Origin of the sequence: Ramlibacter humi (genome assembly GCF_004681975.1) — a bacterium.
Classification (GTDB): domain Bacteria; phylum Pseudomonadota; class Gammaproteobacteria; order Burkholderiales; family Burkholderiaceae_C; genus Ramlibacter; species Ramlibacter humi.
Genome location: NZ_SMLK01000001.1, coordinates 1,456,574 through 1,479,553, shown reverse-complemented (window position 1 = coordinate 1,479,553; position 22,980 = coordinate 1,456,574). Strand labels below are relative to the sequence as shown.

Annotated in this window: 25 protein-coding genes; 9 read left to right on the top strand and 16 right to left on the bottom strand. The window is 69.7% G+C overall.

Annotated features, from left to right (window positions below; all coding sequences use genetic code 11):
* Window positions 1–61: 61 nt before the first annotated feature.
* The 3 genes from EZ216_RS06955 to mutS all read right to left on the bottom strand — a co-directional run bounded on the left by EZ216_RS06955 (window position 62) and on the right by mutS (window position 4,448).
* Window positions 62–871 (bottom strand): alpha/beta hydrolase, encoded by an 810-nt coding sequence (locus EZ216_RS06955; protein WP_135248960.1) that lies wholly within the window; start codon window positions 869–871, stop codon window positions 62–64.
* 143 nt (window positions 872–1,014) lie between these two features.
* Window positions 1,015–1,839, bottom strand: a complete 825-nt coding sequence (locus EZ216_RS06950) for a proteasome-type protease (protein WP_135248959.1) — start codon at window positions 1,837–1,839, stop codon at window positions 1,015–1,017.
* On the bottom strand, window positions 1,836–4,448 hold the full coding sequence (mutS, locus tag EZ216_RS06945; protein WP_135248958.1) for a DNA mismatch repair protein MutS: 2,613 nt from the start codon (window positions 4,446–4,448) through the stop codon (window positions 1,836–1,838). The genes EZ216_RS06950 and mutS overlap by 4 nt, the downstream gene beginning before the upstream one ends.
* A gap of 171 nt (window positions 4,449–4,619) precedes the next feature.
* Between mutS and EZ216_RS06940 the strand changes: the two genes are divergently transcribed.
* A complete protein-coding gene (locus tag EZ216_RS06940) occupies window positions 4,620–4,922 on the top strand; it encodes a hypothetical protein (RefSeq protein ID WP_135248957.1) in 303 nt (100 codons plus the stop codon).
* A 74-nt stretch (window positions 4,923–4,996) separates the two neighbouring features.
* Here EZ216_RS06940 and EZ216_RS06935 read toward each other — a convergent pair whose 3' ends face one another.
* The gene (locus EZ216_RS06935) at window positions 4,997–6,037 is read right to left on the bottom strand and encodes a mechanosensitive ion channel family protein (RefSeq protein WP_135249139.1); all 1,041 of its coding nucleotides are present in this window, start codon (window positions 6,035–6,037) and stop codon (window positions 4,997–4,999) included.
* Window positions 6,038–6,065: 28 nt separating this feature from the next.
* Complete coding sequence (locus EZ216_RS06930; RefSeq protein ID WP_135248956.1) at window positions 6,066–6,980, bottom strand: inositol monophosphatase family protein; 915 nt, start codon at window positions 6,978–6,980, stop codon at window positions 6,066–6,068.
* Window positions 6,981–7,091: 111 nt separating this feature from the next.
* On the opposite strand from EZ216_RS06930, the gene EZ216_RS06925 reads away from it, so the two are divergent.
* The 4 genes from EZ216_RS06925 (at window position 7,092) to EZ216_RS06910 (ending at window position 9,132) form a co-directional block, all read left to right on the top strand.
* Window positions 7,092–7,817 carry an RNA methyltransferase gene (locus tag EZ216_RS06925; RefSeq protein WP_135248955.1) on the top strand — a complete coding sequence of 242 codons (726 nt, stop codon included), beginning with the start codon at window positions 7,092–7,094 and terminating at the stop codon, window positions 7,815–7,817.
* A gap of 33 nt (window positions 7,818–7,850) precedes the next feature.
* Window positions 7,851–8,573, top strand: a complete 723-nt coding sequence (gene cysE / locus EZ216_RS06920) for a serine O-acetyltransferase (RefSeq protein WP_135248954.1) — start codon at window positions 7,851–7,853, stop codon at window positions 8,571–8,573.
* Window positions 8,574–8,674: 101 nt separating this feature from the next.
* Window positions 8,675–8,875 (top strand): hypothetical protein, encoded by a 201-nt coding sequence (locus EZ216_RS06915; RefSeq protein WP_135248953.1) that lies wholly within the window; start codon window positions 8,675–8,677, stop codon window positions 8,873–8,875.
* The gene (locus EZ216_RS06910; protein WP_135248952.1) at window positions 8,872–9,132 is read left to right on the top strand and encodes a type II toxin-antitoxin system RelE family toxin; all 261 of its coding nucleotides are present in this window, start codon (window positions 8,872–8,874) and stop codon (window positions 9,130–9,132) included. The genes EZ216_RS06915 and EZ216_RS06910 overlap by 4 nt, the downstream gene beginning before the upstream one ends.
* Before the next feature lie 4 nt (window positions 9,133–9,136).
* Here the strand turns inward: EZ216_RS06910 and EZ216_RS06905 are convergent, their stop codons facing one another.
* Window positions 9,137–9,760 (bottom strand): LysE family translocator, encoded by a 624-nt coding sequence (locus EZ216_RS06905; protein ID WP_135248951.1) that lies wholly within the window; start codon window positions 9,758–9,760, stop codon window positions 9,137–9,139.
* Window positions 9,761–9,763: 3 nt separating this feature from the next.
* Window positions 9,764–10,495: an NIPSNAP family protein gene (locus tag EZ216_RS06900; RefSeq protein WP_135248950.1), complete on the bottom strand. Its 732-nt coding sequence runs from the start codon at window positions 10,493–10,495 to the stop codon at window positions 9,764–9,766.
* A 92-nt stretch (window positions 10,496–10,587) separates the two neighbouring features.
* On the opposite strand from EZ216_RS06900, the gene EZ216_RS06895 reads away from it, so the two are divergent.
* Window positions 10,588–11,568, top strand: a complete 981-nt coding sequence (locus tag EZ216_RS06895; RefSeq protein WP_135248949.1) for a helix-turn-helix transcriptional regulator — start codon at window positions 10,588–10,590, stop codon at window positions 11,566–11,568.
* A 37-nt stretch (window positions 11,569–11,605) separates the two neighbouring features.
* Here the strand turns inward: EZ216_RS06895 and mog are convergent, their stop codons facing one another.
* Complete coding sequence (mog, locus tag EZ216_RS06890; protein ID WP_439126720.1) at window positions 11,606–12,184, bottom strand: molybdopterin adenylyltransferase; 579 nt, start codon at window positions 12,182–12,184, stop codon at window positions 11,606–11,608.
* Between the two features lie 13 nt (window positions 12,185–12,197).
* Window positions 12,198–12,812: a ribosome biogenesis factor YjgA gene (gene yjgA / locus EZ216_RS06885; protein WP_135248947.1), complete on the bottom strand. Its 615-nt coding sequence runs from the start codon at window positions 12,810–12,812 to the stop codon at window positions 12,198–12,200.
* Window positions 12,813–12,873: 61 nt separating this feature from the next.
* Here yjgA and pmbA point away from each other — a divergent pair, with 61 nt between their 5' ends.
* Window positions 12,874–14,247 (top strand): metalloprotease PmbA, encoded by a 1,374-nt coding sequence (gene pmbA, locus EZ216_RS06880; protein ID WP_135248946.1) that lies wholly within the window; start codon window positions 12,874–12,876, stop codon window positions 14,245–14,247.
* A gap of 135 nt (window positions 14,248–14,382) precedes the next feature.
* Here pmbA and EZ216_RS06875 read toward each other — a convergent pair whose 3' ends face one another.
* Window positions 14,383–14,829 carry a GatB/YqeY domain-containing protein gene (locus EZ216_RS06875; protein ID WP_135248945.1) on the bottom strand — a complete coding sequence of 149 codons (447 nt, stop codon included), beginning with the start codon at window positions 14,827–14,829 and terminating at the stop codon, window positions 14,383–14,385.
* Between the two features lie 100 nt (window positions 14,830–14,929).
* Window positions 14,930–15,142, bottom strand: coding sequence for a 30S ribosomal protein S21 (gene rpsU, locus EZ216_RS06870; RefSeq protein WP_012346814.1), 213 nt, complete (start codon window positions 15,140–15,142; stop codon window positions 14,930–14,932).
* A 180-nt stretch (window positions 15,143–15,322) separates the two neighbouring features.
* On the opposite strand from rpsU, the gene EZ216_RS06865 reads away from it, so the two are divergent.
* Window positions 15,323–17,080: a GAF domain-containing hybrid sensor histidine kinase/response regulator gene (locus EZ216_RS06865; protein ID WP_135248944.1), complete on the top strand. Its 1,758-nt coding sequence runs from the start codon at window positions 15,323–15,325 to the stop codon at window positions 17,078–17,080.
* Here the strand turns inward: EZ216_RS06865 and EZ216_RS06860 are convergent.
* From EZ216_RS06860 to EZ216_RS06845, 4 genes are all read right to left on the bottom strand, one after another.
* Entirely contained in the window at window positions 17,077–18,330 is a 1,254-nt protein-coding gene (locus EZ216_RS06860) for a BaiN/RdsA family NAD(P)/FAD-dependent oxidoreductase (protein WP_135248943.1), read from the bottom strand. The two genes, EZ216_RS06865 and EZ216_RS06860, sit on opposite strands and share 4 nt — an antisense overlap.
* 27 nt (window positions 18,331–18,357) lie before the next feature.
* Window positions 18,358–19,140: a uroporphyrinogen-III C-methyltransferase gene (gene cobA / locus EZ216_RS06855; protein ID WP_135248942.1), complete on the bottom strand. Its 783-nt coding sequence runs from the start codon at window positions 19,138–19,140 to the stop codon at window positions 18,358–18,360.
* The gene (gene ybiB, locus EZ216_RS06850) at window positions 19,137–20,063 is read right to left on the bottom strand and encodes a DNA-binding protein YbiB (RefSeq protein WP_135248941.1); all 927 of its coding nucleotides are present in this window, start codon (window positions 20,061–20,063) and stop codon (window positions 19,137–19,139) included. The genes cobA and ybiB overlap by 4 nt, the downstream gene beginning before the upstream one ends.
* A 112-nt stretch (window positions 20,064–20,175) precedes the next feature.
* On the bottom strand, window positions 20,176–21,396 hold the full coding sequence (locus EZ216_RS06845; protein ID WP_135248940.1) for a nitrate regulatory protein: 1,221 nt from the start codon (window positions 21,394–21,396) through the stop codon (window positions 20,176–20,178).
* 44 nt (window positions 21,397–21,440) lie between these two features.
* Here EZ216_RS06845 and tsaD point away from each other — a divergent pair, with 44 nt between their 5' ends.
* Entirely contained in the window at window positions 21,441–22,481 is a 1,041-nt protein-coding gene (gene tsaD / locus EZ216_RS06840; RefSeq protein ID WP_135248939.1) for a tRNA (adenosine(37)-N6)-threonylcarbamoyltransferase complex transferase subunit TsaD, read from the top strand.
* A gap of 103 nt (window positions 22,482–22,584) precedes the next feature.
* Here the strand turns inward: tsaD and EZ216_RS06835 are convergent, their stop codons facing one another.
* Window positions 22,585–22,965 (bottom strand): Hsp20 family protein, encoded by a 381-nt coding sequence (locus tag EZ216_RS06835; protein ID WP_135248938.1) that lies wholly within the window; start codon window positions 22,963–22,965, stop codon window positions 22,585–22,587.
* Window positions 22,966–22,980 lie beyond the last annotated feature (15 nt).

Genomic DNA, 22,980 nt, shown 5'->3' with positions numbered 1-22,980 from the left:
TCTAGGAAGCACATCGCCGGCGAGGAAGGTGGGTAGTCCCATTGGACTAACCCGTGAAACTTCAGCGGGACGGTTCGATCGCGCGCAGGGACGCCTCGACCGCAGCCGCGGTGGCCAGCGGCTTCTCCATCGGGTACAGGTGGGTACCGTCGATCATCATGCGGCGGCCGCGCGTGACCTCGTCGGTCAACGCGAGCCCGACCTGCTTCACCTCTTCGGATTGCAGGCCGCCGACGAACGCGACAGGGCAACGCGGCGGGTGCCGCTTGAGCAACGCGGACAGGTGGTGCGGCAGCGTGTTGTAGATCGCGGTCTCGACGTCGCGGTCGAAGCTGAGGACGCGTTCGCCGCCGTCGTCGTGCGTGCAGTGATTCACGTAGTCGCGCAGCACCTGCTCGTCCCAGCGCGCGAACGCGCGCTTGTGGCGGAAGTGCTCGAACGCTTCCTCGGTGCCGGCCCAGCGGTTCTTGCGGCGGCGGCTGATGCGGCCGGGCGAGACCGCACCGACGAGTTGCGTGCGCTTGGCCGCGTGCAGCGCCGTCGCCTTCCAGCCGCCCACGAGCGGCGAATCCAGCATCAGCACGCCGCGCGCCAGCGATGGGTGCTTTGCCGCACACATCACGCTGAGGAAGCCGCCGAGCGAATGGCCGACGAAGAAGGCGGGCTCGCCGGCCTTGTCGACTTCGCGCTGCGCGAAGTCGTGCAGCTGCTGCACGAGGTGCGGCCAGTTGCTGGTGACCGGGTAGCGCGGGTCATGCCCGAACTTGTCGACCGCCTTGACCGTGAAGCCGCGCGAGCGCAGGTGCCTGAAGAGCTGCGAGTAGGTGGCGGCGGGGAAGGAGTTGCCGTGGGAGAAGACGATGAGGGACATATTTGGCTGCCGAGCAGGCCTTGCCCGGCGTCATCCCCGCGGAGGCGGGGATCCATGGCTTCCATGCAGGCCGCGGAAGCGGACGCCATGGATTCCCGCCTTCGCGGGAATGACAAGGTTCCGGATCGCGTGAATGCGGCGGTTCAGATCAGCTTCTCTTCCGGCCGCGAGATCTTTTTCAGCGGCTTGTTCACGGCCGTGGGCACCTTCAGCGGGGTGTCGGTGTGGGTGTCGTCCCAGACCGGGTCTTCCAGGCTGTCGAACACCTCGCGCAGTTTCTGGCCCCAGCTGGAGTGCAACATGCGGTAGTACGGATTGGCCATGTCGATGCACACGATCTTGTCGCTCTGGAAGCGGTTGACCTCGTACTCCACCAGGTCCAGCGGCGGGCCGACCGACAGGTTGGATTTCATCGTCGAATCCATGGACACCAGCGCACACTTGGCCGCTTCGTCCAGCGGCGTGTCGGGCGTGATCACGCGGTCGAGTACCGGCTTGCCGTACTTCGACTCGCCGATCTGGAAGTAGGGCGTCTCGAGCGTGGCTTCGATGAAGTTGCCGGCCGAGTACACCTGGAAGAGCCGCATGCCTTCGCCCTTGATCTGCCCGCCGAAGACGAGCGAGATGTTGAACTCGACGCCGGCGTTCTTCAGCGCTTCGGCGTCGCGGTCGTACACGCGGCGCACGGCCTGGCCCAGCACGCGGGCCGCGTCGAACATGCTGCGCGCGTTCCAGATGGTGATGGGTTCGCCGTCGGGGTCCTTGAGCTGTTCCACCTGCAGGATCTCGCGCACCGACTGCGAGATGGACAGGTTGCCCGCGGTGAGCAGGACCATGAAGCGGTCGTTCGCCCGCTCGTACACGATCATCTTGCGGAAGGTGCTGATGTGGTCCACCCCCGCGTTGGTGCGGGAGTCGGACAGGAACACCAGCCCGGCGTTGAGCTTGATGCCGACGCAGTAGGTCATTTGGGGTCCAGTTTTTTCTTCAGCACGTAGAGCGCATCCAGCGCCTCGCGCGGACTCATGGTATCGGGGTCCAGCGCCGCCAGTGCCGCTTCCGCGGGGCTGGGGCCGGCCTGCACGGCTTCCGGTGGCGCGGCGAACAGGTCCACCTGCTCGCGCGCGGCTTCCTGCTGCCTTTCCAGCGAGGCCAGCGCGTGGCGCGCGTGGTTGACCACGGCAGCCGGCATGCCCGCCAGCCGGGCCACCTGGATGCCGTAGCTGCGGCTGGCCGGGCCGGGCTGGATCTCGTGCAGGAACACGATGTCGGCGCCCGATTCCGTGGCGCTGACGTGCACGTTCACCGCGGCGTGGTGCCGGGCGGGGAACTCGGTCAGCTCGAAGTAGTGGGTGGCGAACAAGGTGAAGGCCTGGGTCTTGTCGTGCAGGTGCGCGGCGATGCCGGATGCAAGAGCCAGGCCATCGAAGGTGCTGGTGCCGCGGCCGATCTCGTCCATCAGCACCAGGCTCTGCGGCGTGGCCGAATGCAGGATCTGCGCCGCCTCGGTCATCTCCAGCATGAACGTCGATTGCGCGTTGGCCAGGTCGTCGGCCGCGCCGATGCGCGTGTGGATGGCGTCCATCGGCCCCAACCGGCAGGCCGAGGCGGGCACGTACGAGCCCATCGCGGCCAGCAGGCAGACGATGGCCACCTGCCGCATGTAGGTGCTTTTGCCGCCCATGTTGGGGCCGGTGATCACCTGCATGCGCTGTTTGGGGCCCAGCCGGGTGTCGTTGGCGATGAACGAGCCGCCCGAAGTCTCGGCCAGCCGCGCTTCCACCACCGGGTGGCGGCCGCGCGTGATCTCGATGCCGGGTTCCTTCATGAACTGCGGACGGCACCAGCCCAGCGTGAGCGAGCGCTCGGCCAGGGCGCACAGCGCATCCAACGAAGCCAGCGCGCGCGCCAGGCGGGTGAGGGCGGGCACGTGCGGCTGCAGCTCGTCCAGCAGCTGCTCGTACAGGAACTTCTCGCGCGCCAGCGCGCGTTCCTGCGCCGACAGCGCCTTGTCCTCGAAGGTCTTGAGCTCCGGCGTGATGAAGCGCTCGGCGTTCTTCAGCGTCTGGCGGCGGCGGTAGTCGCCGGGCACCTTGTCCAGCTGGCCCTGCGACACCTCGATGTAGAAGCCGTGCACGCGGTTGAACTGCACCTTGAGGTTGGCGATGCCGGTGCGGGCGCGCTCGCGCTGCTCCAGTTCGATGAGGAAGCCGTCGGCGTTGTCCTGGATGGCGCGCAGCTCGTCGAGATCGGCGTCGTGGCCGGCGGCGATGACGCCGCCGTCGCGGACGAGGGCGGCGGGCTCCTCCATCAGCGCGCGCTGCAGCAGCGCATCGCAAGGCGGGGGCGCCAGGTCGGCTTGCAGCCGCGCGAGCAGCGCGGTGCTGCCGTCGCTGGCCAAAGCCAACTGGCGCGCCTTCTCCAGCGATTGCCGCAGCCCGACCAGTTCGCGCGGGCGCACCTGGCGCAGCGCGGTGCGGGCGGTGATGCGCTCGACGTCGGACAAGCCCTTGAGCTCGGCGCGCAGCCGCTGCCAGGTGCCGCCGCGCAGCGAGTCCACGGCATCGAGCCGTTCCTGGGCCTGCGTGCGGTCGCGACGCGGCTCCAGCAGCCAGCACTTGAGCAGGCGGCTGCCCATGCCGGTCATGCAGGTGTCCAGCAGCGAGAAGAGGGTGGGCGAGTCTTCGCCGCGCAGTGTCTGCACCAGTTCCAGGTTGCGCCGCGTGGTGACGGGCAGGTCGACCAGCTCGTCGTCGCGCTGCACCTGCAGGCTTTGCACGTGCGTGAGCGCGCGGCCCTGCGTGTGTTCGGCGTACGCCAGCAGCGCCGCGGACGCCGCGTGGGCGTGCACCAGCTCGTCGGCGCCCCAAGCGGTTAGCGTGGCCGTGTTGAGCTGTTCCAGCAGCTTGCGCAGGCCCAGGCCGGCGTCGAACTGGAAGGCGGGCCGCTCCGTCAGCGACAGGCCGCTGGAAAAGCGCAGCGCTTTCAGCCGCTGGCCGAACGCGGCGGTGGCGTCGGCGCTGTAGATCAGTTCGCTGGGCGCGATGCGGGCCACCCAGCTTTCGAGCTCGTCGCCGGCGCACTCGGCCAGCTGCAGCGCACCCTGCGTGACGCTGAGCCACGCCAGGCCGCAGCGGTGCCGCGAGCCCTGGTGCACGGCCAGCAGCATGGCTTCGGACTTGTCGGCCAGCAGTTCGGTGTCGGTCAGCGTGCCGGGCGTGACCACGCGCACGACCTTGCGCTCGACCGGGCCCTTGCTGGTGGCGACGTCGCCCACCTGTTCGCAGATGGCGACCGACTCGCCCAGCTTGATCAGCCTGGCGAGGTAGTTCTCGACCGAATGGAACGGCACGCCGGCCATGACGACCGGCTGGCCCGCGGAATTGCCGCGGCGGGTGAGGGTGATGTCCAGCAGGCGCGCGGCTTTCTCCGCGTCGCCGTAGAACAGCTCGTAGAAGTCCCCCATGCGGTAGAACACGAGGGTGCCGGGATGCTGCGCCTTCACCGAAAGGTACTGCTGCATCATCGGCGTGTGCGCCGCTGGCGGCACCGCGACGGCGGTCTCTGGCTCGTCCATTTCCTCGTCTCTGAATCCCTTGCCGCGCACCGGCTGGCACAGCGGTCGGCCATTATCGTTGCCCGGCGGTGGATGCTGCCCACAGTGCGCTCGGCGCGAGTCCTACAGGGGCGGCACGGCTGCCCGGCCACGATGCGTGCATCCAACGCCAAACGCAGCAGGGAGCGCGGTATGTCGGGCAAGAAGGCCGGATTCGTGGTGGTGCCGGAGCACCAGATGGGTTACCTCAAGGTGATCTGCGGCGCGGCCAGCCGCGCGGCGGCCAAGGCGCAGGAAAGCGCCAATGCCGCCCGGTCCGAGCTGGCCGAGGCCGTGGCCACCGGCCTGAAACCTTCCCAGCTGCAGCACGTGTGGCGCCTGCACCGCGAAGCGGTCCAGAAGATGAACATCGTGCTGTTCTTCGGCCAGCTGTACGTGGCCGCGTTCCGCCGGCATTCGCCGCAGGGGCCGTCGCTGGCCTGGGACGGCCGCTGATGAGTCAATGACGAATGACCAATGACAAATGACGGGGCGTCAGTCATTCGTCATTGAGGCGCGCAGCGCCGAGGTCATTCGTCATCGGCTGCCCTGTTGATCTGCCGCGTCGTCGGAAGGTACTGCGGGTAGTCGCGCGCCATCAGCGCGAACAGCGCTTCCCGCACCTTGCAGCCCAGGTCGAAGGCCGGGCCGGCCGCGCGGGCGGAGACCAGCACCCGCAGCTTCATCGCGCGTTCCGTCGCATCCGCCACCACCAGCGCCGCGGTGCGGCCGTCCCATTCCGGGGCCGCTTCCACCACGCGCCTGAGCTCTGCCCGCAGCGGCTCCAGCGGCGTGGCGAAGTCCACGAACAGGTAGACGGCCTGGTGCAGCTGCGAGCTGGTGCGCGTCCAGTTCTGGAACGGGTTCTCGATGAACCACTGCAACGGCACCACCATGCGCCGTTCGTCCCACAGCTTCAGCACCACGTAGGTACCGGTGATCTCCTCCACCCGGCCCCATTCGCCTTGCACGATCAGCACGTCGTCCAGCCGCAGCGGCTGCGCCAGCGCCAGCTGCAGGCCGGCGATGAGGTTGCTGAATACCGGCCGCGCGGCCAGGCCGCCGACGATGCCCAGCACGCCGGCGGACGCGAGCAGGCTGGCGCCGACCTGGCGCGCGCCCGGAAAAGTCATCAGCGCCATCGCCGCGCCGGCGAGCAGCGCGATGGTCATGGCGGTGCGCGCCAGCACCCGCGCCTGCGTCTGTACGCGGCGGGCCTGCATGTTGTCTTCCATGTCCACCGGGTGCTGCTCGATGACGCCGGCCGCGGTGCCGCGGATGGCGGCCATGGCCAGCCAGGTGAGGGCCGCGATGAACAGCAGGCCGTTGACGTGGCGGACGTTGTCGATGAAGCGCAGGTCGTTCGGCGCCAGCTGCCACACGACCTGCAGCGCCACCAGCGGCATGACGGCGCCGGCCGGGCGCTCGCCTGCCAGCAGCATGGCGTGGAGGATGGGCGCGCCGCGCGTGGCCCGGCGCAGCACGGTGCCGACCACGGCATGGACGATGATCGCGGCCACGACGGCCAGCAGCGCCAGCACCGCGGTGGCGGTCCACGGGTCCTGGCGCATCAGCTCGGGCAGCACCCCGTGCACGGGCTCACTCCCCGCTCTTGTCGTCCGGCGCTTCGGTGAAGTGGGTGGATGGCGTGGTGTCCGGCGCCACCAGCTGCTGGCCCTGGCGCACCTGCGCCTTCTCCCCGGCGGTGGCGAATTTGCTGTACTTGCGCAGCATCTGCACCAGCTGGCCGTACACGCGCGGGTTGCCCGCGACGCATTCCTTCTGGTCCATGAAGTCGGGCTCGCCGGTGAAATTGCCGATCAGGCCGCCGGCTTCGGTCACCAGCAGCGAGCCGGCCGCCACGTCCCAGGGCGACAGGCCGGTTTCGAAGAAGCCGTCGGTAAAACCCGCGGCCACGTAGGCCAGGTCCAGCGCGGCGGCGCCGGGGCGGCGCAGGCCCGCGGTGCGCTGCATCACCTCGGACATCGCGCGCAGGTACAGGTTGAAGTTGTCGCCGGGGCGGAACGGGAACCCGGTGGAGATCAGGCAACGCGACAGCTCGGTGCGCTTGGACACGCGGATGCGGCGTTCGTTGACATAGGCGCCGCGGCCGCGCGTGGCGGTGAAGAGGTCGTTGCGGGTGGGGTCGTAGATCACCGCCTGCTCCACGCGGCCCTTGACCGCCAGCGCGATGCTGACGCAGTAGACCGGGAAGCCGTGGATGAAGTTGGTGGTGCCGTCCAGCGGATCGATGATCCAGACGTGGTCGCTGCCTTGCTTGCCGTGCTGCTGGCCCGATTCCTCGGCCAGGATGGCGTGGTCGGGGTAGGCGCCCAGCAGGGTCTCGATGATGGCCTGCTCGCTGGCGTGGTCGACTTCGGTGACGAAGTCGTTCACCTGCTTCTGCGAGATGCGCACGGATTCGACGTCGAGCGCCGCGCGGTTGATGATGGCGCCGGCGGCGCGTGCGGCCTTGATGGCCACGTTGAGCATGGGGTGCAGGTTGGACGGCATGGATTGTCTGGTGCTGCCGCGCGGCGAAAAGGCGCCCCGCGGCTTGATCGAAGAACGGTAGGCCGCCACGGCGATGCGGGCGGCGACAATCCCCGATTTTACCGGCCCCACTTGAAAACACGATTCGTCCTGATCCAGACCAGCCATGCGGGCAATGTCGGCGCCGCCGCCCGCGCCCTGAAGGTCATGGGCTTCGATGAGCTCGTGCTGGTGGCGCCGCGCTGGCCCGACGTGCTGCAGCGGCAGGAGGCCATCGACCGGGCCAGCGGCGCCACCGACGTGCTGGCCTCGGCGCGCATCGTGGCCACGCTGGACGAGGCGCTGGAGGGCGTCGACACGCTGTGCGCCACCGCGATGACGCCGCGCGACTTCGGGCCGCCGACGTCCACGCCGCGCGAGCACCTGCCGGCGCTGGCCGGAAAAGCGGGCAGCGTCGCATTCCTCTTCGGCTCCGAGCGCTACGGCATGCGCAACGAGGACGTGTACCGCTGCCACGTGGCGCTGACCATCCCCACCGCGCCGGGCTACGGCTCGCTGAACCTGGCTTCGGCCATCCAGGTGATCGCGTACGAATGGCGGCTGGCGCTGGGCGGCTTCGAGGTGAAGCCGGCGGCGCCCGCGGCGGTGCCGGCGGATGCACAGGCGGTGGCCGGCATGCTGGAGCACTGGGAGCGCGCGCTGGTGGACATGGGTTTTCTCGACCCCGCCGCGCCCAAGAAGCTGATGCCGCGCTTGAACCAGTTGTTCAACCGCGCGCAACCCACCCCCGAGGAAATCCACATCCTGCGTGGTGTCGCCAAGGCCATGTCCGAAGCAGGGGGCCGGCGGAAAACCTAGACTGGCCGGCCCATGAGCTCATGACTGAAATTCATGTTCCGGCATCTGCGCTCCGACATCCAGTGCATCCTCGACCGTGACCCCGCCGCGCGCGGCGTGTGGGAGGTGGTCACGTGTTACCCGGGCCTGCACGCGCTGGTGATGCACCGGGCGGCGCACTGGTTCTGGACGCACCGCCTGCGCTGGCCGGCGCGGTTCCTGTCGCTGGTGTCGCGCTGGCTGACCGGTATCGAGATCCACCCGGCCGCGAAGATCGGCGACGGTGTGTTCATCGACCACGGCATGGGCGTCGTGATCGGCGAGACCGCCGAAGTGGGCGACGGCTGCACCATCTACCAGGGCGTGACGCTGGGCGGCACGTCGCTCACGCGAGGCGCCAAGCGGCATCCGACGCTGGGGAAGAACGTGGTGGTCAGCGCCGGGGCCAAGGTGCTGGGCGGGTTCACGGTCGGTGACGGTGCGCGCGTCGGTTCCAACGCCGTGGTGCTCAAGCCTGTTCCCGCAGGGGCGACCGCGGTGGGCATCCCCGCGCGGATCATCCGCCCCGAGCAACGCGACGAGCGCGGGCGCGCGCCGGGCTTCGCGGCCTACGGCATCACCGGCACCCAGGACCCCGTGTCGGAAGCCATGCGCAAGCTGATCGACCACGCCGCTTCGCAGGAACACCAGATCGCGCAGCTGTGGCAGGCGATCGAGAAGCTGACGGGCGTGCGGCATGACCTCGGCGCGAGCGCCACAGCCGTGCACGGCGATTGAGCGCTGTCATGCCGGGCTTGACCCGGCCTGGAAGCGACCGCATCCATGGGGAGGTGTGCCGCGGGCCTGCGGCATACTCGCCTTTGCATCGACCGATCACCATGTCAGACGTCAAGGCCATCGAAGACGCGGTCCGCGCGCTCCCCCCGGAAGACCTCGCGGAATTCCGGCGCTGGTTCGCCGAGTTCGACCATGCGGCATGGGACGCGCAGCTGCAGCAGGACGCGGCAGCGGGCAAGCTTGATGCTCTCGCCGCCGAGGCGCGGGCGGACTACCGTTCCGATCCGCGCAAGGCTCCTTGAAGCACACGGCCTCGGCCCGGTTCTGGGATGGCTTCGAGAAGCTGCCCGCCGATATCCAGAGGCTCGCGCGAAAGAACTACGCCCTGCTGAGGGCAAATCCCGCCCCCCCATCCCTGCATTTCAAGACGCTTGGCGGGAGTCCCTTTTACAGCGTGCGCATAGGGCTGCATCACCGCGCGCTGGGCATCCCCATGGATGGAGGCGTGCACTGGTTCTGGATCGGTACGCATGCCGAGTACGGCAGGCTGATGGGCTGAGCGCTCACCGCCACGCCTGCGCCAGCGTCCACGCCGCCATCGCGATCAGCAACAGTGCTACGCCGCGGCCCACGGCGTGCTGCAGGCGCTCGTTGCGCAGCAGCGCATCGCGCAATCCAGCGGCACCCAGTGCGACCGCGCCGTAGATGGTGAGCTGCGTGGCCGCGATGATGGCGCCCAGCGCCACGGCCTGCAGCGCCAGCGAACCCCGGTCGGGGTGCATGAACTGCGGGAACACGGCCACCATGAACAGGTAAGCCTTCGGGTTCAGCAGGCAGGTGACGGCCGCGCGGCCGAAAGTGCGGTCGAGGGCGCGCGGCGCGCCGCTGGCAGCGGGCATCGCCAAAGTGGCGGGTGACCGCCACAGCCCGACGCCCATCCAGGCGACGTACAGCGCGCCGGCCACCAGCACGGCGTTGAAGGCGGCCGGGAACAGCTGCAGCAGCAGTCCGACGCCGAGCGTGCCCATGATCACGTGCACCACGCCGCCGGCCACGATGCCGCCTACCGCGGCAAAGCCGCCGCGCCGGCCGGCGACCAGCGCGCTGGAGAGCACGAAGGCCATGTCCATGCCCGGCACGACGATGATGCCGACGGCCAGCAGGGTGAAAAGCCAGAGCGGATCCATGGTTCAGGCCCTGATCGCGGAACGCGAGGTGGGCGCCAGGCGGCGCAGTTCCGGCGCGCCTTGCAGCCAAGGCGCCAGCAGCGGCGCGGCTTCGCGGGACCAGCGGCCGCTGGCGGCGAAGGCGTCGAACGCCGCCGCGTCGGGGAACAGGGCGAACCCGGCCAGCACCTTCGTGCCCTCTCGCACCGGCAGGCGGGGGAAGTCGTTGGGCGTGGTGTCGGTGACGTACCAGGCGGTCCACAGCGCGCCGCCCGTTTCAAGACAGGCGCTGAGCGGGCCGCGCGCCAGTTGCAGCAAAGCTTCATCCGCGGGGCGCGCGAGGTGGAAGACCGCGGCGTCCAGTAGTCCCGTTGCCGGCGCGTTGCCGTCGCCTCGCGGTTCGCGCAAACGCAGCTCGGCGCCCGGCCAGGCAGGACGAAGCAGCAGCACGTCGTCCGAATCGATCATGGTGGCGTTGGCCGCGTCGCGGTGTTTCGCCCACACCGGTCCGCCGTAGAACGACTGCAGCCCGTGCAGCCGCGCTGCGCGATCGCGAAAGCCGCGCAGCCACACGAAGCGGTCGGGCGCGTCCAGGTCGCGGAACTGGCCCATCACCTTCATGCCCAACGCTTCCTGCGGCTCGACGAACTCGCGGTCGAACAGCGTGACCAGCTCGTCGCGCCGGCCGGGATGAAGCGTGTATTGCCGCAGTTCGACGATCGCGGCTTCGGCGGTGGTAGGAGCGGTGGCGGTCATTCGGGTCCCCTTGTTCTGGAATGGAAGGCGCGAAGTCTGCCGCAGGATACCTGCCAACGCGTGGCAGGTATTGCGCCTACACTGCCGCCACCATGCGTGCTTCCCGCCTGCTCAGCATCCAGATGCTGCTGGAAACCCGCGGCCGCATGAGCGCCGCGGCGCTGGCGGGCGCGCTGGAAGTGTCCGAGCGCACGCTGTACCGCGACATCGACGAGCTCACCGCCGCGGGCGTGCCGGTCTATGCGGAGCGAGGGCGCGGCGGCGGCTTCCAGCTGCTGCCCGGGTGGAAGACTTCGCTCACGGGGTTCACGCCCAAGGAAGCCGAGGCGGTGTTCCTGGGCGGCCTGGCCGGCCCGGCGGCGGAACTGGGGCTGGAAGACCAGGTGCGCAGCGCGCAACTGAAGCTGCTGGCGGCGCTGCCCAGCGCGTGGCGCGACCAGGCGCAGCGCGTCAGCGGGCGGCTGCACCTGGACCCGGTCGACTGGTACCGCGAGGCCGAGCCGCCGCGGCACCTGCCCACCGTGGCCACGGCCGTGTGGGACGGGCGCCAGCTCTCGATGCACTACGCCAGCTGGAAACGCTCCGCGCGCCAGGTGGTGCAGCCGCTGGGCCTGGTGCTGAAGGCCGGCATCTGGTACCTGGTGGCCGTGCGCGAGAAGGAGCCGCGCACCTTCCGCGTGTCCGGCATCGAGACGGCCGAAGTGCTGCCTGCGCCGGTGCGGCGGCCCAAGGCTTTCGACCTGGCCGCCTACTGGGATGCTTCGGTGAAGCGCTTCGAACGGGAGCTGTACGCCGGCACCGCGGACGTGGCGGCGACGGCCCGCGGCCTGGCGCACCTGCGGCAGCTGAGCGCGCTGGTGGCGCGGGCGCTGCGCGATGCGCCTTCGCCTGAAGAGGGTGCGCGGGTGGAGATCACGATCCCTGTCGAAGCCGACGACCAGGCCGCGGCGCAACTGCTGCGGCTGGCGCCGGACGTCGAAGTGCTCCGGCCGCGCGCTTTGCGCGAAGCCGTGTTGCGAAGGCTGGAAACGTCCGCCGCGCTCTACGGGCGGCAGGTGGTGCAGGGCGGCTAGATCTCGCGGCTCAGCGCGGTTTCCAGGGCGCGTGCGTTCATGCGGCCCGCGGCGGCCGCACCGCGGACTTGGGGCGGAAAGCCTTGCAGACCTCGTCGTTCGTCTCGAGGTAGGGTCCGCCGATCAGGTCGATGCAGTAAGGCACGGCGGCGAAGATGCCCGCGACCACCTGCTGGCCGTTCGCGTCCTTCAGTCCTTCCAGCGTTTCCTGGATCGACTTGGGCTGCCCCGGCAGGTTGATGACCAGGCTCTCGCCGCGGATCACCGCGACCTGCCGCGACAGGATGGCCGTGGGCACGAAGCGCAGGCTGATCTGGCGCATCTGCTCGCCGAAGCCGGGCATCTCCTTGTCGGCGATGGCCAGCGTGGCTTCGGGCGTGACGTCGCGCCGCGCGGGGCCGGTGCCGCCGGTGGTCAGCACCAGGCTGCAGCCGGCGTCCGCCAGCTCCACCAGCGCGGCGCTGATGCGGTCCTTCTCGTCGGCAATCAGGCGCGGCTCGAAGGTGATGGGGTTCTTCAGCGCGCGCTGCAGCCACTCGCGCAGCGCGGGCAGGCCCTTGTCTTCGTACACGCCGGCGGAGGCGCGGTCGCTGATGGAAACGATGCCGATGCGCACCGGGTCGAACGCTTCACTCATCCTGCAGCGCCTCCTTCACGAGCTGGAAGATCTCACGGTACGCGCGCCCGTGGCGCGGCACCAGCCCGCGCGAAACCTCGTCCTGGCTGGGCTGGCGGTCCTTGCGCGCCTGGCGGATGAGCGCGCGCAGTTGCTGGCTGTCGGTGTCCGGGTGCGCCTCGATCCATTCCTTGGCGGCGTCTTCGCGCTCGATGAGGTCGTCGCGCCAGCGCTCGGCCTCGTGCAGCGCCAGGCTGGCGGCGGCCGAGCCCTGCCGCTGCTCGTCCAGCGCCTCGCGCACGGCGGCCAGCTGCTCGTCGTCGAGCTGGCGCATGAGCTTGCCGATGAACTGCATCTGGCGGCGGCGGCCTTCGAAGTTGGTGATGCGCTTGACCTCTTCCAGCGCGTCCACCAGCTTCTCGGGCAGCTGCAGGCCCTCGAACAGGTCGGCGCGCAGCGTGATCAGCGATTCGCCCAGCTTCTGCAGCTCCGTGCTCTCGCGCTTGAGCTCGGTGCGGCTGTTCTCCTGGTAGTGCTTCTGTTCGGCCTTGAGCTGCAGGTCCAGTTCGCTGCCTTCGGCGACGAACTGGCCGCGCACGAAGTAGCCCTTTTTCGGTTTGCGTGACATGTCGGGGAGGGGAGATGCGCGCCCTGTTGCAGAGGCGGCCGCAAGTATCATAGCCCCCGCCATGACGAACCCCTCCCGCACAGACCAAGGCTTCTCGTACTCGCGCTCCACCTTCGAGCAACTCGTCGACAAGGCGCTGGCCCATGCGAAGAAGCTCGGCGCGACGGACGCGGCCGCGGAAGCGTCCGAAGGCTGCGGCCTCTCGGTCTCGGTGCGCAAGGGTGAGCTGGAGAACGTCGAACGCAACCGTGACAAGTCGCTGGGCGTCACCGTCTACATCGGCCAGCGCCGCGGCAACGCCAGCACGTCCGATTTCTCCGAAGCCGCCATCGCCCAGACCGTGCAGGCCGCCTACGACATCGCGCGCTTCACCGCCGAAGACCCGGTGGCGGGCCTGCCCGATGCAGGCGACATCGCGGGCGCGAAAGAGCAGCCCGACCTGGACCTGTTCCACCCCTGGTCCATCGACAGCGAGGAAGCGGCGCGCATCGCGCTGGCCTGCGAAGCCGCGGCCTTCGTCACCGACAAGCGCATCACCAACAGCGAAGGCGCCGGCGTGTCGGCGCAGCAAAGCCATTTCTTCAGCGCGCACACGCGCGGGTTCCGCGGCGGCTACGCCAGCTCGCGCCACTCGGTGTCGGTCGCGCCCATCGCGGGCAAGGGCGACGACATGCAGCGCGACGCCTGGTACACGTCCATGCGCTCGCCGCAAGAGCTGGCCGCGGCCGAAGCCGTGGGCCGCTATGCCGCCGAGCGCGCGCTGGCGCGCCTGAAGTCGCGCAAGATCAGCACGCGCGAATGTCCCGTGCTGTTCGAATCGCCCCTGGCCGCGGGCCTGCTGGGCGCGTACGTGCAGGCCACCAGCGGCGGCTCGCTGTACCGGCGCAGCAGCTTCCTGCTGGATTCGCTGGGCAAGCAGGTCTTCCCGGGCCACATCGAGGTGCTGGAAGACCCGCACCAGAAGCGCGGCAAGGGCAGCGCGCCTTTCGACGAGGAAGGCGTGCGCACCACGGCGCGCAAGGTGGTGGATGCGGGCCGCGTGGGCGGCTACTTCCTGTCCAGCTATTCGGCGCGCAAGCTGGGCATGAAGACCACCGGCAACGCGGGCGGCTCGCACAACCTGTCGCTGGCGTCGAAACTCACGCGCAAGGGCGACAACCTGCCCGAGATGATCCGCAAGCTGGGCACGGGCCTGTTCGTCATCGAACTGATGGGGCAGGGCGTGAACTACGTCACCGGCGACTATTCGCGCGGCGCGAGCGGCTTCTGGGTGGAGAACGGCGAGATCGCCTTCCCGGTGCAGGAGATCACCATCGCCGGCAACCTGAAAGAGATGTTCATGGGCATCCAGGCGGTGGGCGCGGACACCTACAACTACGGTGCGAAGACCGTGGGGTCGGTGCTGATCGACCGGATGAAGGTGGCGGGGTCGTGAGCTGATGAATGCGGGGTCCGCAGCGCAGAGGACGCAGAGTTAGCGCAGAGGACGCAGAGAAGAACAATACGGAAAGTATTCCTCTGCGTTCTCTGCGCTAGCTCTGCGCTCTCTGCGTTGCGGACCCCGTATTGATCAACCCGCCAGCGCGGCCTTCACGGCAGCGGACACCTGGCCCATCTCGGCCTTGCCCGCCAGGCGCTGCTTCACGGCGCCCATGACCTTGCCCATGTCGCCGGGGCCCTTGGCGCCCAGCTCGGCGACGATGGCTTTCACCTCGGCGGCGATCTCGTCCTGCGACAGGCGCGCGGGCAGGTAGGCCTGCAGCACGGTGACTTCGGCGGCTTCCTTGTCGGCCAGGTCCTGGCGGCCGGCCTTGGTGAAGGCGTCGATGCTGTCCTTGCGCTGCTTGATCAGCTTGTCCACGATGCCCACGACGGCGGCGTCGTCCAGCTCGACCCGCTCGTCCACTTCCTTCTGCTTCATCGCGGCCGTGAGCAGGCGGATGGTGCCCAGGCGCTCGGTTTCCTTGGCGCGCATGGCGGCCTTCATGTCTTCGGTGATGCGTTCTTTGAGGGACATGGTCGAACTCCGGAAAAAAGTGGATCGGAAAAAGAAAAAGCCTGCCGCGAGCGTCCCCGGGGCAGGCTGGCGGGCGGCCGCTCAGCGCGGCGCCACGGGATCAGTACAGCTTCTTGGGCAGCTGCATGCTGCGAACGCGCTTGTAGTGGCGCTTCACGGCGGCCGCCTTCTTGCGCTTGCGCTCGGCGGTGGGCTTTTCGTAGAACTCGCGGGCGCGCAGTTCCGTCAGCAGGCCCAGCTTCTCGATGGTGCGCTTGAAGCGGCGCAGGGCCACGTCGAAGGGCTCGTTTTCCTTAACACGAATGGTCGTCATGAATCTCTGACTTGGGTGCCGCAGGAAGATCGAGGGCCTGCAGCTGGGGTTCCCGACTGATGTCGATCGTGGCCGTCGGGGTTTGCCGGCAAAGCCAGAGATTATAGCTGCCCCGGTGGAGGGGGCAACCTTGATCCCCGGACTGGCTCGTCGGGAAGGGGATTCGGCCAGAATTCCGAAGTGGAAAGCGCTTTTCCCCCCACTGGCGGCACGCCGCCGCCCCAGGACGAGCGGCACCTGCTGGCCGAAAAGGCTCGCCTGCTGGCCGAGGAGGCCGCCGCTGCCCGCCGGCGCATGGAAATGCTGGTGTCGGCCGGTGACAGCCTGGCCCGGTCCCTGGACCCCGACGAGACACTGCAGGCCATCGCCCGCACCCTGGTGCCCGGCGTGGCCGACTGGTGCCGCATCGACCTGCTGGACGAGGCCGGCGTCCTGCAGCGCAAGCTGGCCTATCACAGCGACCCGGAGCGCTCGCGCGTCGCGCTGGAGATGGCGCGGCGGCTGCACGCCCAGCCCGAGACCCTGGGCGGCATGGCATGGCTGATGCGCACCGGCCAGACGCACCATGGCGACTTCTCCCAGATCGGCGAGCCCACCGACCCCGCCACCACCGAGTACACGCGCACCTTCGGCATGCGCTCCTATTTCGCCCTGCCGCTCATCGCGCGCGGCCGCACCATCGGCGCGATGGCCGTGCTGCAGGCCGAATCGGGCCGGGTGCTCAGCCACGACGACCGCGCGCTGGTGCTGGAACTGTCGCGCCGCGCGGCCGTGGCCCTGGACAACGCCCGCCTGTTCGCCGAAGCCGAGGCCGCGCGCCGGCAGGCCGAGAAAGCCAACCGCATCAAGGACGAATTCCTGGCCGTGCTGGGCCACGAGCTGCGCAACCCGCTGGCGCCCATCGGCACCGCGCTGGAGCTGATGGCGCGCCGCGTGCCCGACGTGGCGGTGCAGGAACGCGCGGTCATCGGCCGCCAGGTGCGCCACCTCACCCGCCTGATCGACGACCTGCTGGACGTTTCGCGCATCACGCAGGGCAAGGTGCAGCTGCGGCGCGAACCGGTCGAGCTGCAGGCCGTGGCCGCCAACGCCATCGAGCTGACCCGGCCGCTGTACGGGAAGCATCGCCACCCCGTGGCACTGGAATTGCCTACCGAGCCTGCCATGGTCCAGGGTGATTTCATCCGGCTGTCGCAGGTGCTGGGCAACCTGCTGGTGAACAGCGCCAAGTTCACGCCCGCCGACGGGCGCGTGACGCTGGGCGTGCGCGCCGTCGGGGCCGAGTACGAGCTGCGGGTGACCGACACCGGCTGCGGCATCGCGCCCGAGCTGCTGCCGCGCGTGTTCGAGCTGTTCGTGCAGGGCCGCCAGGCCAGCAACCGCGAAGCGGGTGGCCTGGGCCTGGGGCTGCCCATCGTGCGCAGCCTGGTGGAGCTGCACGGCGGCACGGTGCAGGCGGCCAGCGAAGGCGAGGGCCGTGGCGCCACGTTCAGCGTGCGCCTGCCCGCCGCCGCGCCGGCGCCGGCCTCGGAGCCTGAGCCGACCACGGCGGCGCCGCAGGGGCGCACGGCCGCGCGCATCCTGGTGGTGGACGACAACCGCGACGCGGCCCTGACGCTGGCCGAGCTGCTGGAGGTGGAAGGCTACGAAACGCGCACCGCGGCCGATGCGCCGTCGGCCTTGCGCGAACTGGAGTCGTTCCGTCCCAGGCTGGCGCTGCTGGACATCGGCCTGCCGCAGGTCGACGGCTACGAGCTGGCGGGGATGATCCGTGCGCGGCCGGAAGGGCAGGACCTGAAGCTGGTGGCGCTGACCGGCTACGGCCAGGACCAGGACCGCGAACGCGCTCAGGGCGCGGGTTTCGACGAGCACCTGGTCAAGCCGGTGCCCATCGACCAGCTGCTGGAGACGCTGGAAAGGCTGCTGGGCGACGCCTAGCTTTTCGCGGCGGCCAGCGCCTGCGCGCAGGCCCACGCGCTGGACCAGGCCCACTGGAAGTTGTAGCCGCCCAGCCAGCCGGTGACGTCGGCCACCTCGCCGATGAAGTACAGGCCGGGCTGGCGCGAAGACTCCATGGTCTGCGACGACAGCTCGCGCGTGTCCACGCCGCCCGCCGTGACTTCCGCCTTCTTGTAGCCCTCGGTGCCGGTGGGCACCAGCTCCCAGTTCGACAGCGCCTGCGCCAGTGCGGCCAGGGCCTTGTCCGATGCCTCGTTCACGGGACGCTGCCACGCCGCATCGCGCTGCGACCAGGCTTCGGCCAGCCGCGAAGGCACGAACGCCGCCAGCTCGTTCGCCAGCAGCTTGCGCGAACGGCGCTTGGCATCGGCCAGCGCCGCGGGCACGTCCTGGCCCGGCGCCAGGTCCACCCGCAGCGGCGTGCCCGGCTGCCAGTAGCTGGAGATCTGCAGCACCGCCGGACCCGACAGGCCGCGGTGCGTGAAGAGCAGGTCTTCGTCGAAAGCCATCTCACCCGATCGGCCTGGGCCCGTCGAAGGCTTCGAACCCGTGGCGATGCGCACCGGCAGCGCCAGGCCGGCCAGCTGCGCGAACGGCGTCCATTGCTCGCCATCGAACGTCAGCGGCACCAGCGCGGGCCGCGGTTCCACGACGCGCAAGCCGAACTGCTGCGCGAGCCGGTGGCCGAAATCGCTCGCGCCGATCTTCGGGATGGAGAGGCCGCCGGTGGCCACCACAACGTGCGGCGCCGTGACCGTACCCCGGTCGGTGTCCACCTCGTAGCCTTGCGCGCCGTGCCGCACCGCCTGCACGCGGCAAGGCTGCCAATGCTGCACGCCGCCTGCGCCGCACTCGGCCTGCAGCAGGCGGATGAAGTCTTCCGAGCTGCGGTCGCCGAACAGCTGGCCCTTGTGCTTCTCGTGGAAAGGGATGCCGTGCCGCTGCACCAGCGCGATGAAGTCGGCGGCCGTGTAGCGCGACAGCGCGCTGCGGCAGAAGTGCGGATTGCCGCCCAGGAAGTGGCGGTGCGGCTGGCGCGGGTCGAGGTCGCGGTTGGTGAAGTTGCAGCGTCCGCCACCGGAGATGCGGATCTTCTCGCCGACCTTGTCGGCGTGGTCCACCAGCAGCACCTTCACGCCCAGCTGGCCGGCGACCCCCGCGCAGAACAGGCCGGCGGCGCCGGCACCGATCACGATGGCATCGAAAGTCTGGGTGTCACCGGCGGGCATGGGCGCGCATTGTGCGCGAGGAATGCCTCAGGCCGCGCGAGCGCGGCCTGAGGCTTGGGAAGACACGGCCGCCACGCCGCGCACCACGTCGCCGACGACGATGACGGAGGGGCTGGCCAGTTGCTCGGATTCGATGGTGTCCGCCAGGCCGCTGAGCGTGGTGACGGCATGGCGCTGGTCGGGCAGGGTGGCGCGCTGGATCACGGCGACGGGCGTGTCTGCCGCCAGGCCGGTGAGCAGCTGCTGCTGGATCTGGGCCGCGCCGCTCACGCCCATGTAGATGACCAGGGTCAGGCGCAGGTCGTGCGCCGCCTGCGCCAGCGCGCGCCAGTCGGGCGGCTCGCCGCCTTTCTGCGCATGGCCGGTGACGAACACCACGCCCTGCGCGTGCTCGCGGTGGGTGAGGGGCACGCCCAGCGAAGTAGCGGCGGCCAGGCCCGAGGTGATGCCGTTCACCACCTCGACCTGCACGCCGGCTTCGCGCAGGTGCTCCACCTCTTCGCCGCCGCGGCCGAAGATGAACGGGTCGCCGCCCTTCAGGCGCACCACGTTCTCGCCTTCGCGCGCGGCCATCACCATCAGCCGTTCGATGAAAGCCTGTGGCGTGCTCTTGCAGCCGCCTCGCTTGCCAACGTGCACGATGCGCGCGCCTTCGCGCGCGAGCGCCACGATGTCCGGGCTGACCAGGTCGTCCACCAGCACCACGGTGGCGGCCTGGAGCGCCTTCACCGCCTTGAGGGTCAGCAGTTCCGGGTCGCCCGGGCCTGCGCCCACCAGCGTCACCTTGCCTGTCGTGTCGTGCCGGTTCATGTCGTGCTCCCCGTTGTTGGCGCTTGCGAGGCGAGACGCAAGATGTGTTCCACCTGCAGCGCGATCGACTCCGGCAGCGGCTGCCTGTCTTCGAGCACTTCGCGGATGTACGCGGCCGTGCGCGCGGGGTCGGTGCCTTCGGGCCAGCCGGGCAGGTCTTTCAGCGTGCCGCGGCGGCCGTCTTCCAGCGGGATGCGGCGGCCCGCGGCGAAGCCTTCCATCTGCGGCAGGCGGCGCGCGTCGGCCACCACTTCGCCCTCGGTGCCGCGCAGCAACAAGGCCGTGCTGCCCATCAGCTCGAACACCGCGCCCATGGACACGGCGTACTCGGGGTGCGTGTAGCTGCTGACGATGACGGCCGGACCCGCGACGGGGTTCATCAGCTTCACCAGGCTGTGCGCGGAATTGCGCAGGCCCACGGAGCGGCGCACGTCCAGCAGGCGCTTCAGGCCCGCGTGCAGCAGTTCGGTGGGCGCGTACGCCGTTTCACCGGGCGCGATGGCGCGCGGGGCGGCCAGCACTTCGATGCCGGCCTCGCCCAGCACTTCGGTGATGAAGACGCGGCTGCTTTCGGTGGCCGTGCCGTGCACCAGCACCGGCAGGCCGCGCCTGGCCAGCAGCAACGCGAGCAGCGGCGTCAGCACCGGCAGGCGGCGCGCACCGTTGTAGCTCGGCAGCACGACCGCGGGCCGTCCCGAAGCCGGGACCGAGTGCAAGCGCTCGTACGTCGCGTCGAGGAAGCCGGCCATCTCTTCCGGCGTCTCGCCCTTGATGCGCATGGCGATGCAGAAGGCGCCGATCTCCAGGTCGGTCACGGTGCCGTCCAGCACCTGGCCGAACAGGTCCTTGGCCTGCGCACGGTCGAGCGGCCGCGCGCCCTGCTTGCCGCGGCCGATCTCCTTGAGGTACTGGCTGATGCCCACGCTGCGATTGTCCCAAAGCGCTTAGCACGCCCGGCTATATGCCGAATGAAGCCTGCCCGTGCGTCGTTCGGGGGCGCCGCGCACGCTTTTCGTGCGCCGTCCCGCGGACATGTCAGCGCTGCGCAGCGGGCAGCACGTCCGCCAGCGACAGCACGGCCTGGGCGACGTCCACGAGCCGCTTGCCCTGGTTCATCGCCATCTGCCGCAGCGCCTTGTACGCGTCGTCCTCGCTCATGTGCCGGTGCGCCATCAGCAGGCCCTTGGCGCGCTCGACCACCTTGCGCTCGTTGAGCGTGGCGCGCACGGCGTCCAGTTCGCCGGCCATGGCCTGCAGGCGGCGCGACTGCTCCTGCACCATCGCGAACAGCGAGCGTTCCAGGTGCGGCCCGAAGCTGGGATGCGGGACGCCTGATGCAAGGGCGGGGCGTGCCAGTGCGTCGAGGGTGGCGCGCTGGTCCTGAAGCTCCGTTCGCGCCTGGTCGATGCGCCGGCGGCAAAGCTGCGCGAGGTTGCGCTCCAGCAGGTCCTCCACGGTTTTCATCGAGTCGATGCGGCGGGTGCAGCAGCGGTACCAGTCGTGGCTGAGGTTGGGGTCCAGTTCGCCGCCCACCGTGCAGCCCAGGCGCCGCAGGCGCTCCACTTCGCCCAGCACCGCGGCGTCCTGGACGGCCTGGTCGGCCAGGCGCACGTCGGCGGACGAGAAATCGGCGAACACCTGGAAGCAGCCTTGCTGCGATTCGACCAGGTGGCGCCAGTGCTGCTGGCCAGCCAGGTCGACGTAACCCGCGGCGAACACTCGCGCGCCCAGCGCACGTTCCTGGCCGGCGAACTCCTTGCCCTGCATGAAGTTGAACATCGCCACCAGCGCCCGCGACACCTCGGGGTCCGTCGCGGTGTCGGCGGCTTCGAACACCACCGACAGCAGCCCGGAGACCAGCTTGACGAAAGCCGCCGTGGCTTCGCCGGCCGTCAGCGCCTGCAGCCGGATGCGCTCGCGCAGCAGGGGCAGGCCGTCCAGCGCGTGCAGCACCACCGCCACCCGGCTGAAGAGGCGTGCGCCGTTGCGGGCATGGGTGGACTCGGTGTCCAGCGTCGCCAGGTGCGACCGCATTTCGCCTTCGGCCGCGGCGCACTCGGCGACCTGCCGCTGCCGTTCGGACGCGTAACGGCTTCCCAGCGAGCCGAGGTAGATGTTGGAGATGCCGCGCTCACGCTGAAGCGCGTGGATGAAGCGCGCGATGATCGCGACCAGGTCCGCGGTGCGGGCCAGCTGCTCGAGATCGGCGATCTCGCACAGGCGCGCGGCCAGCAGGAAGTCGGAGCCGGATTTCATGTTCCCGGCCCAGCAGCAAGAGGCGTGCCGCTTACACTTTCGCCATGCTGGTGCTGGGCATCGAATCCTCCTGCGACGAAACCGGTGTCGCGCTTGTCGACGCGGGCGGGCCGGGCGTACCGAAACTGCTGGGCCATGCATTGCACAGCCAGGTGCGCATGCACGAGGCCTACGGCGGTGTGGTGCCGGAACTGGCCAGCCGCGACCACATCCGCCGCGTTTTGCCGCTGACGCACGAAGTGCTGCGGCAGGCGGGGCGCTCGCTGCCCGAGATCGAAACCGTCGCCTATACGCGCGGCCCCGGCTTGGCCGGCGCGCTCTTGGTGGGCGCGGGCGTGGCATGCGCGCTGGGCGCGTCGCTGGGCAAGCCGGTACTGGGCGTGCACCACCTCGAAGGCCACCTGCTGTCGCCGTTCCTGGGCGCCGATCCGCCGCAATTCCCGTTCGTCGCGCTGCTCGTGTCGGGCGGCCACACGCAGCTGATGCGCGTGGAAGGCGTGGGCGATTACGAACTTCTGGGCGAAACCATCGACGATGCGGCGGGCGAGGCTTTCGACAAGAGCGCCAAGCTGATGGGCCTGGGCTACCCGGGGGGGCCGGCGCTGTCGAAACTGGCGCAACAGGGCGACGCGAAGGCTTTCGCGCTGCCGCGGCCGTTGCTGCACAGCGGCGACCTGGACTTCTCGTTCGCCGGGCTGAAGACGGCGGTGCTGACGCAGGCGCGCAAGCTGGGCGACCAGCTGGAGCCGCGCAAGGCGGACCTGGCCGCGTCGACGGAGGCGGCGATCGTGGAGGTGTTGCTGAAGAAATCGCTCGCGGCGCTGAAGCAGACCGGTTTGAAGCGGCTCGTCGTCGCCGGTGGCGTCGGTGCCAACCAGTTGCTGCGCGAGCAATTGAACGCGGCCTGCGCCAAGCGCGGCGTGCGCGTGCACTACCCGGAGCTGGACCTGTGCACCGACAACGGCGCGATGATCGCGATGGCGGCAGCGATGCGATTGGCCGCCGGCGTGCAGGAAGCGAACCGCGACTACGCGTTCGACGTGAAGCCGCGCTGGCCGCTGGATGAATTGAGCGCCGCGCCCTGATCCGCCACCGATCGCGCCATCCCCGCGAAGGCGGGAATGACGAAAGAAGAACGCCCCGAGCCGTGTGACCGGCCCGGGGCGTTCGCACTCCAGGAGGCTGCGCTTACTTCACTTCGATCGAGCGCGCGTTGCTCACCGGCTGCTTCTTGGCGAGCGTCAGCGTCAGCACGCCGTTCTCCAGCGTGGCCGTGGTGGCTTCGGCGTCGATGTCCTGCGGCAGCTCGTAGGCGGCCTTGAACGGGCGCTTGGCTTCGGCCTTGGTCTCGATGCGCACCACGGCGCCTTCGATGTCGATGGCCAGGTCCTCGCGCGCCACGCCGGGCAGGTCGAGGGTCACGGTCCAGGCCTTGTCATCCTGCTCGAGGCGAAGGCCGGAAAAGCCGGAGCCGTAGAACGCGTCGTTGACGAAGCGCTCGAAGCTGCGGTCGAAGGTGCGGAAGGCCGGCGCGGTGGCGCGGCTGCGGACGACGGGGGCGAAAAACATGGGGACTCTCCTTTG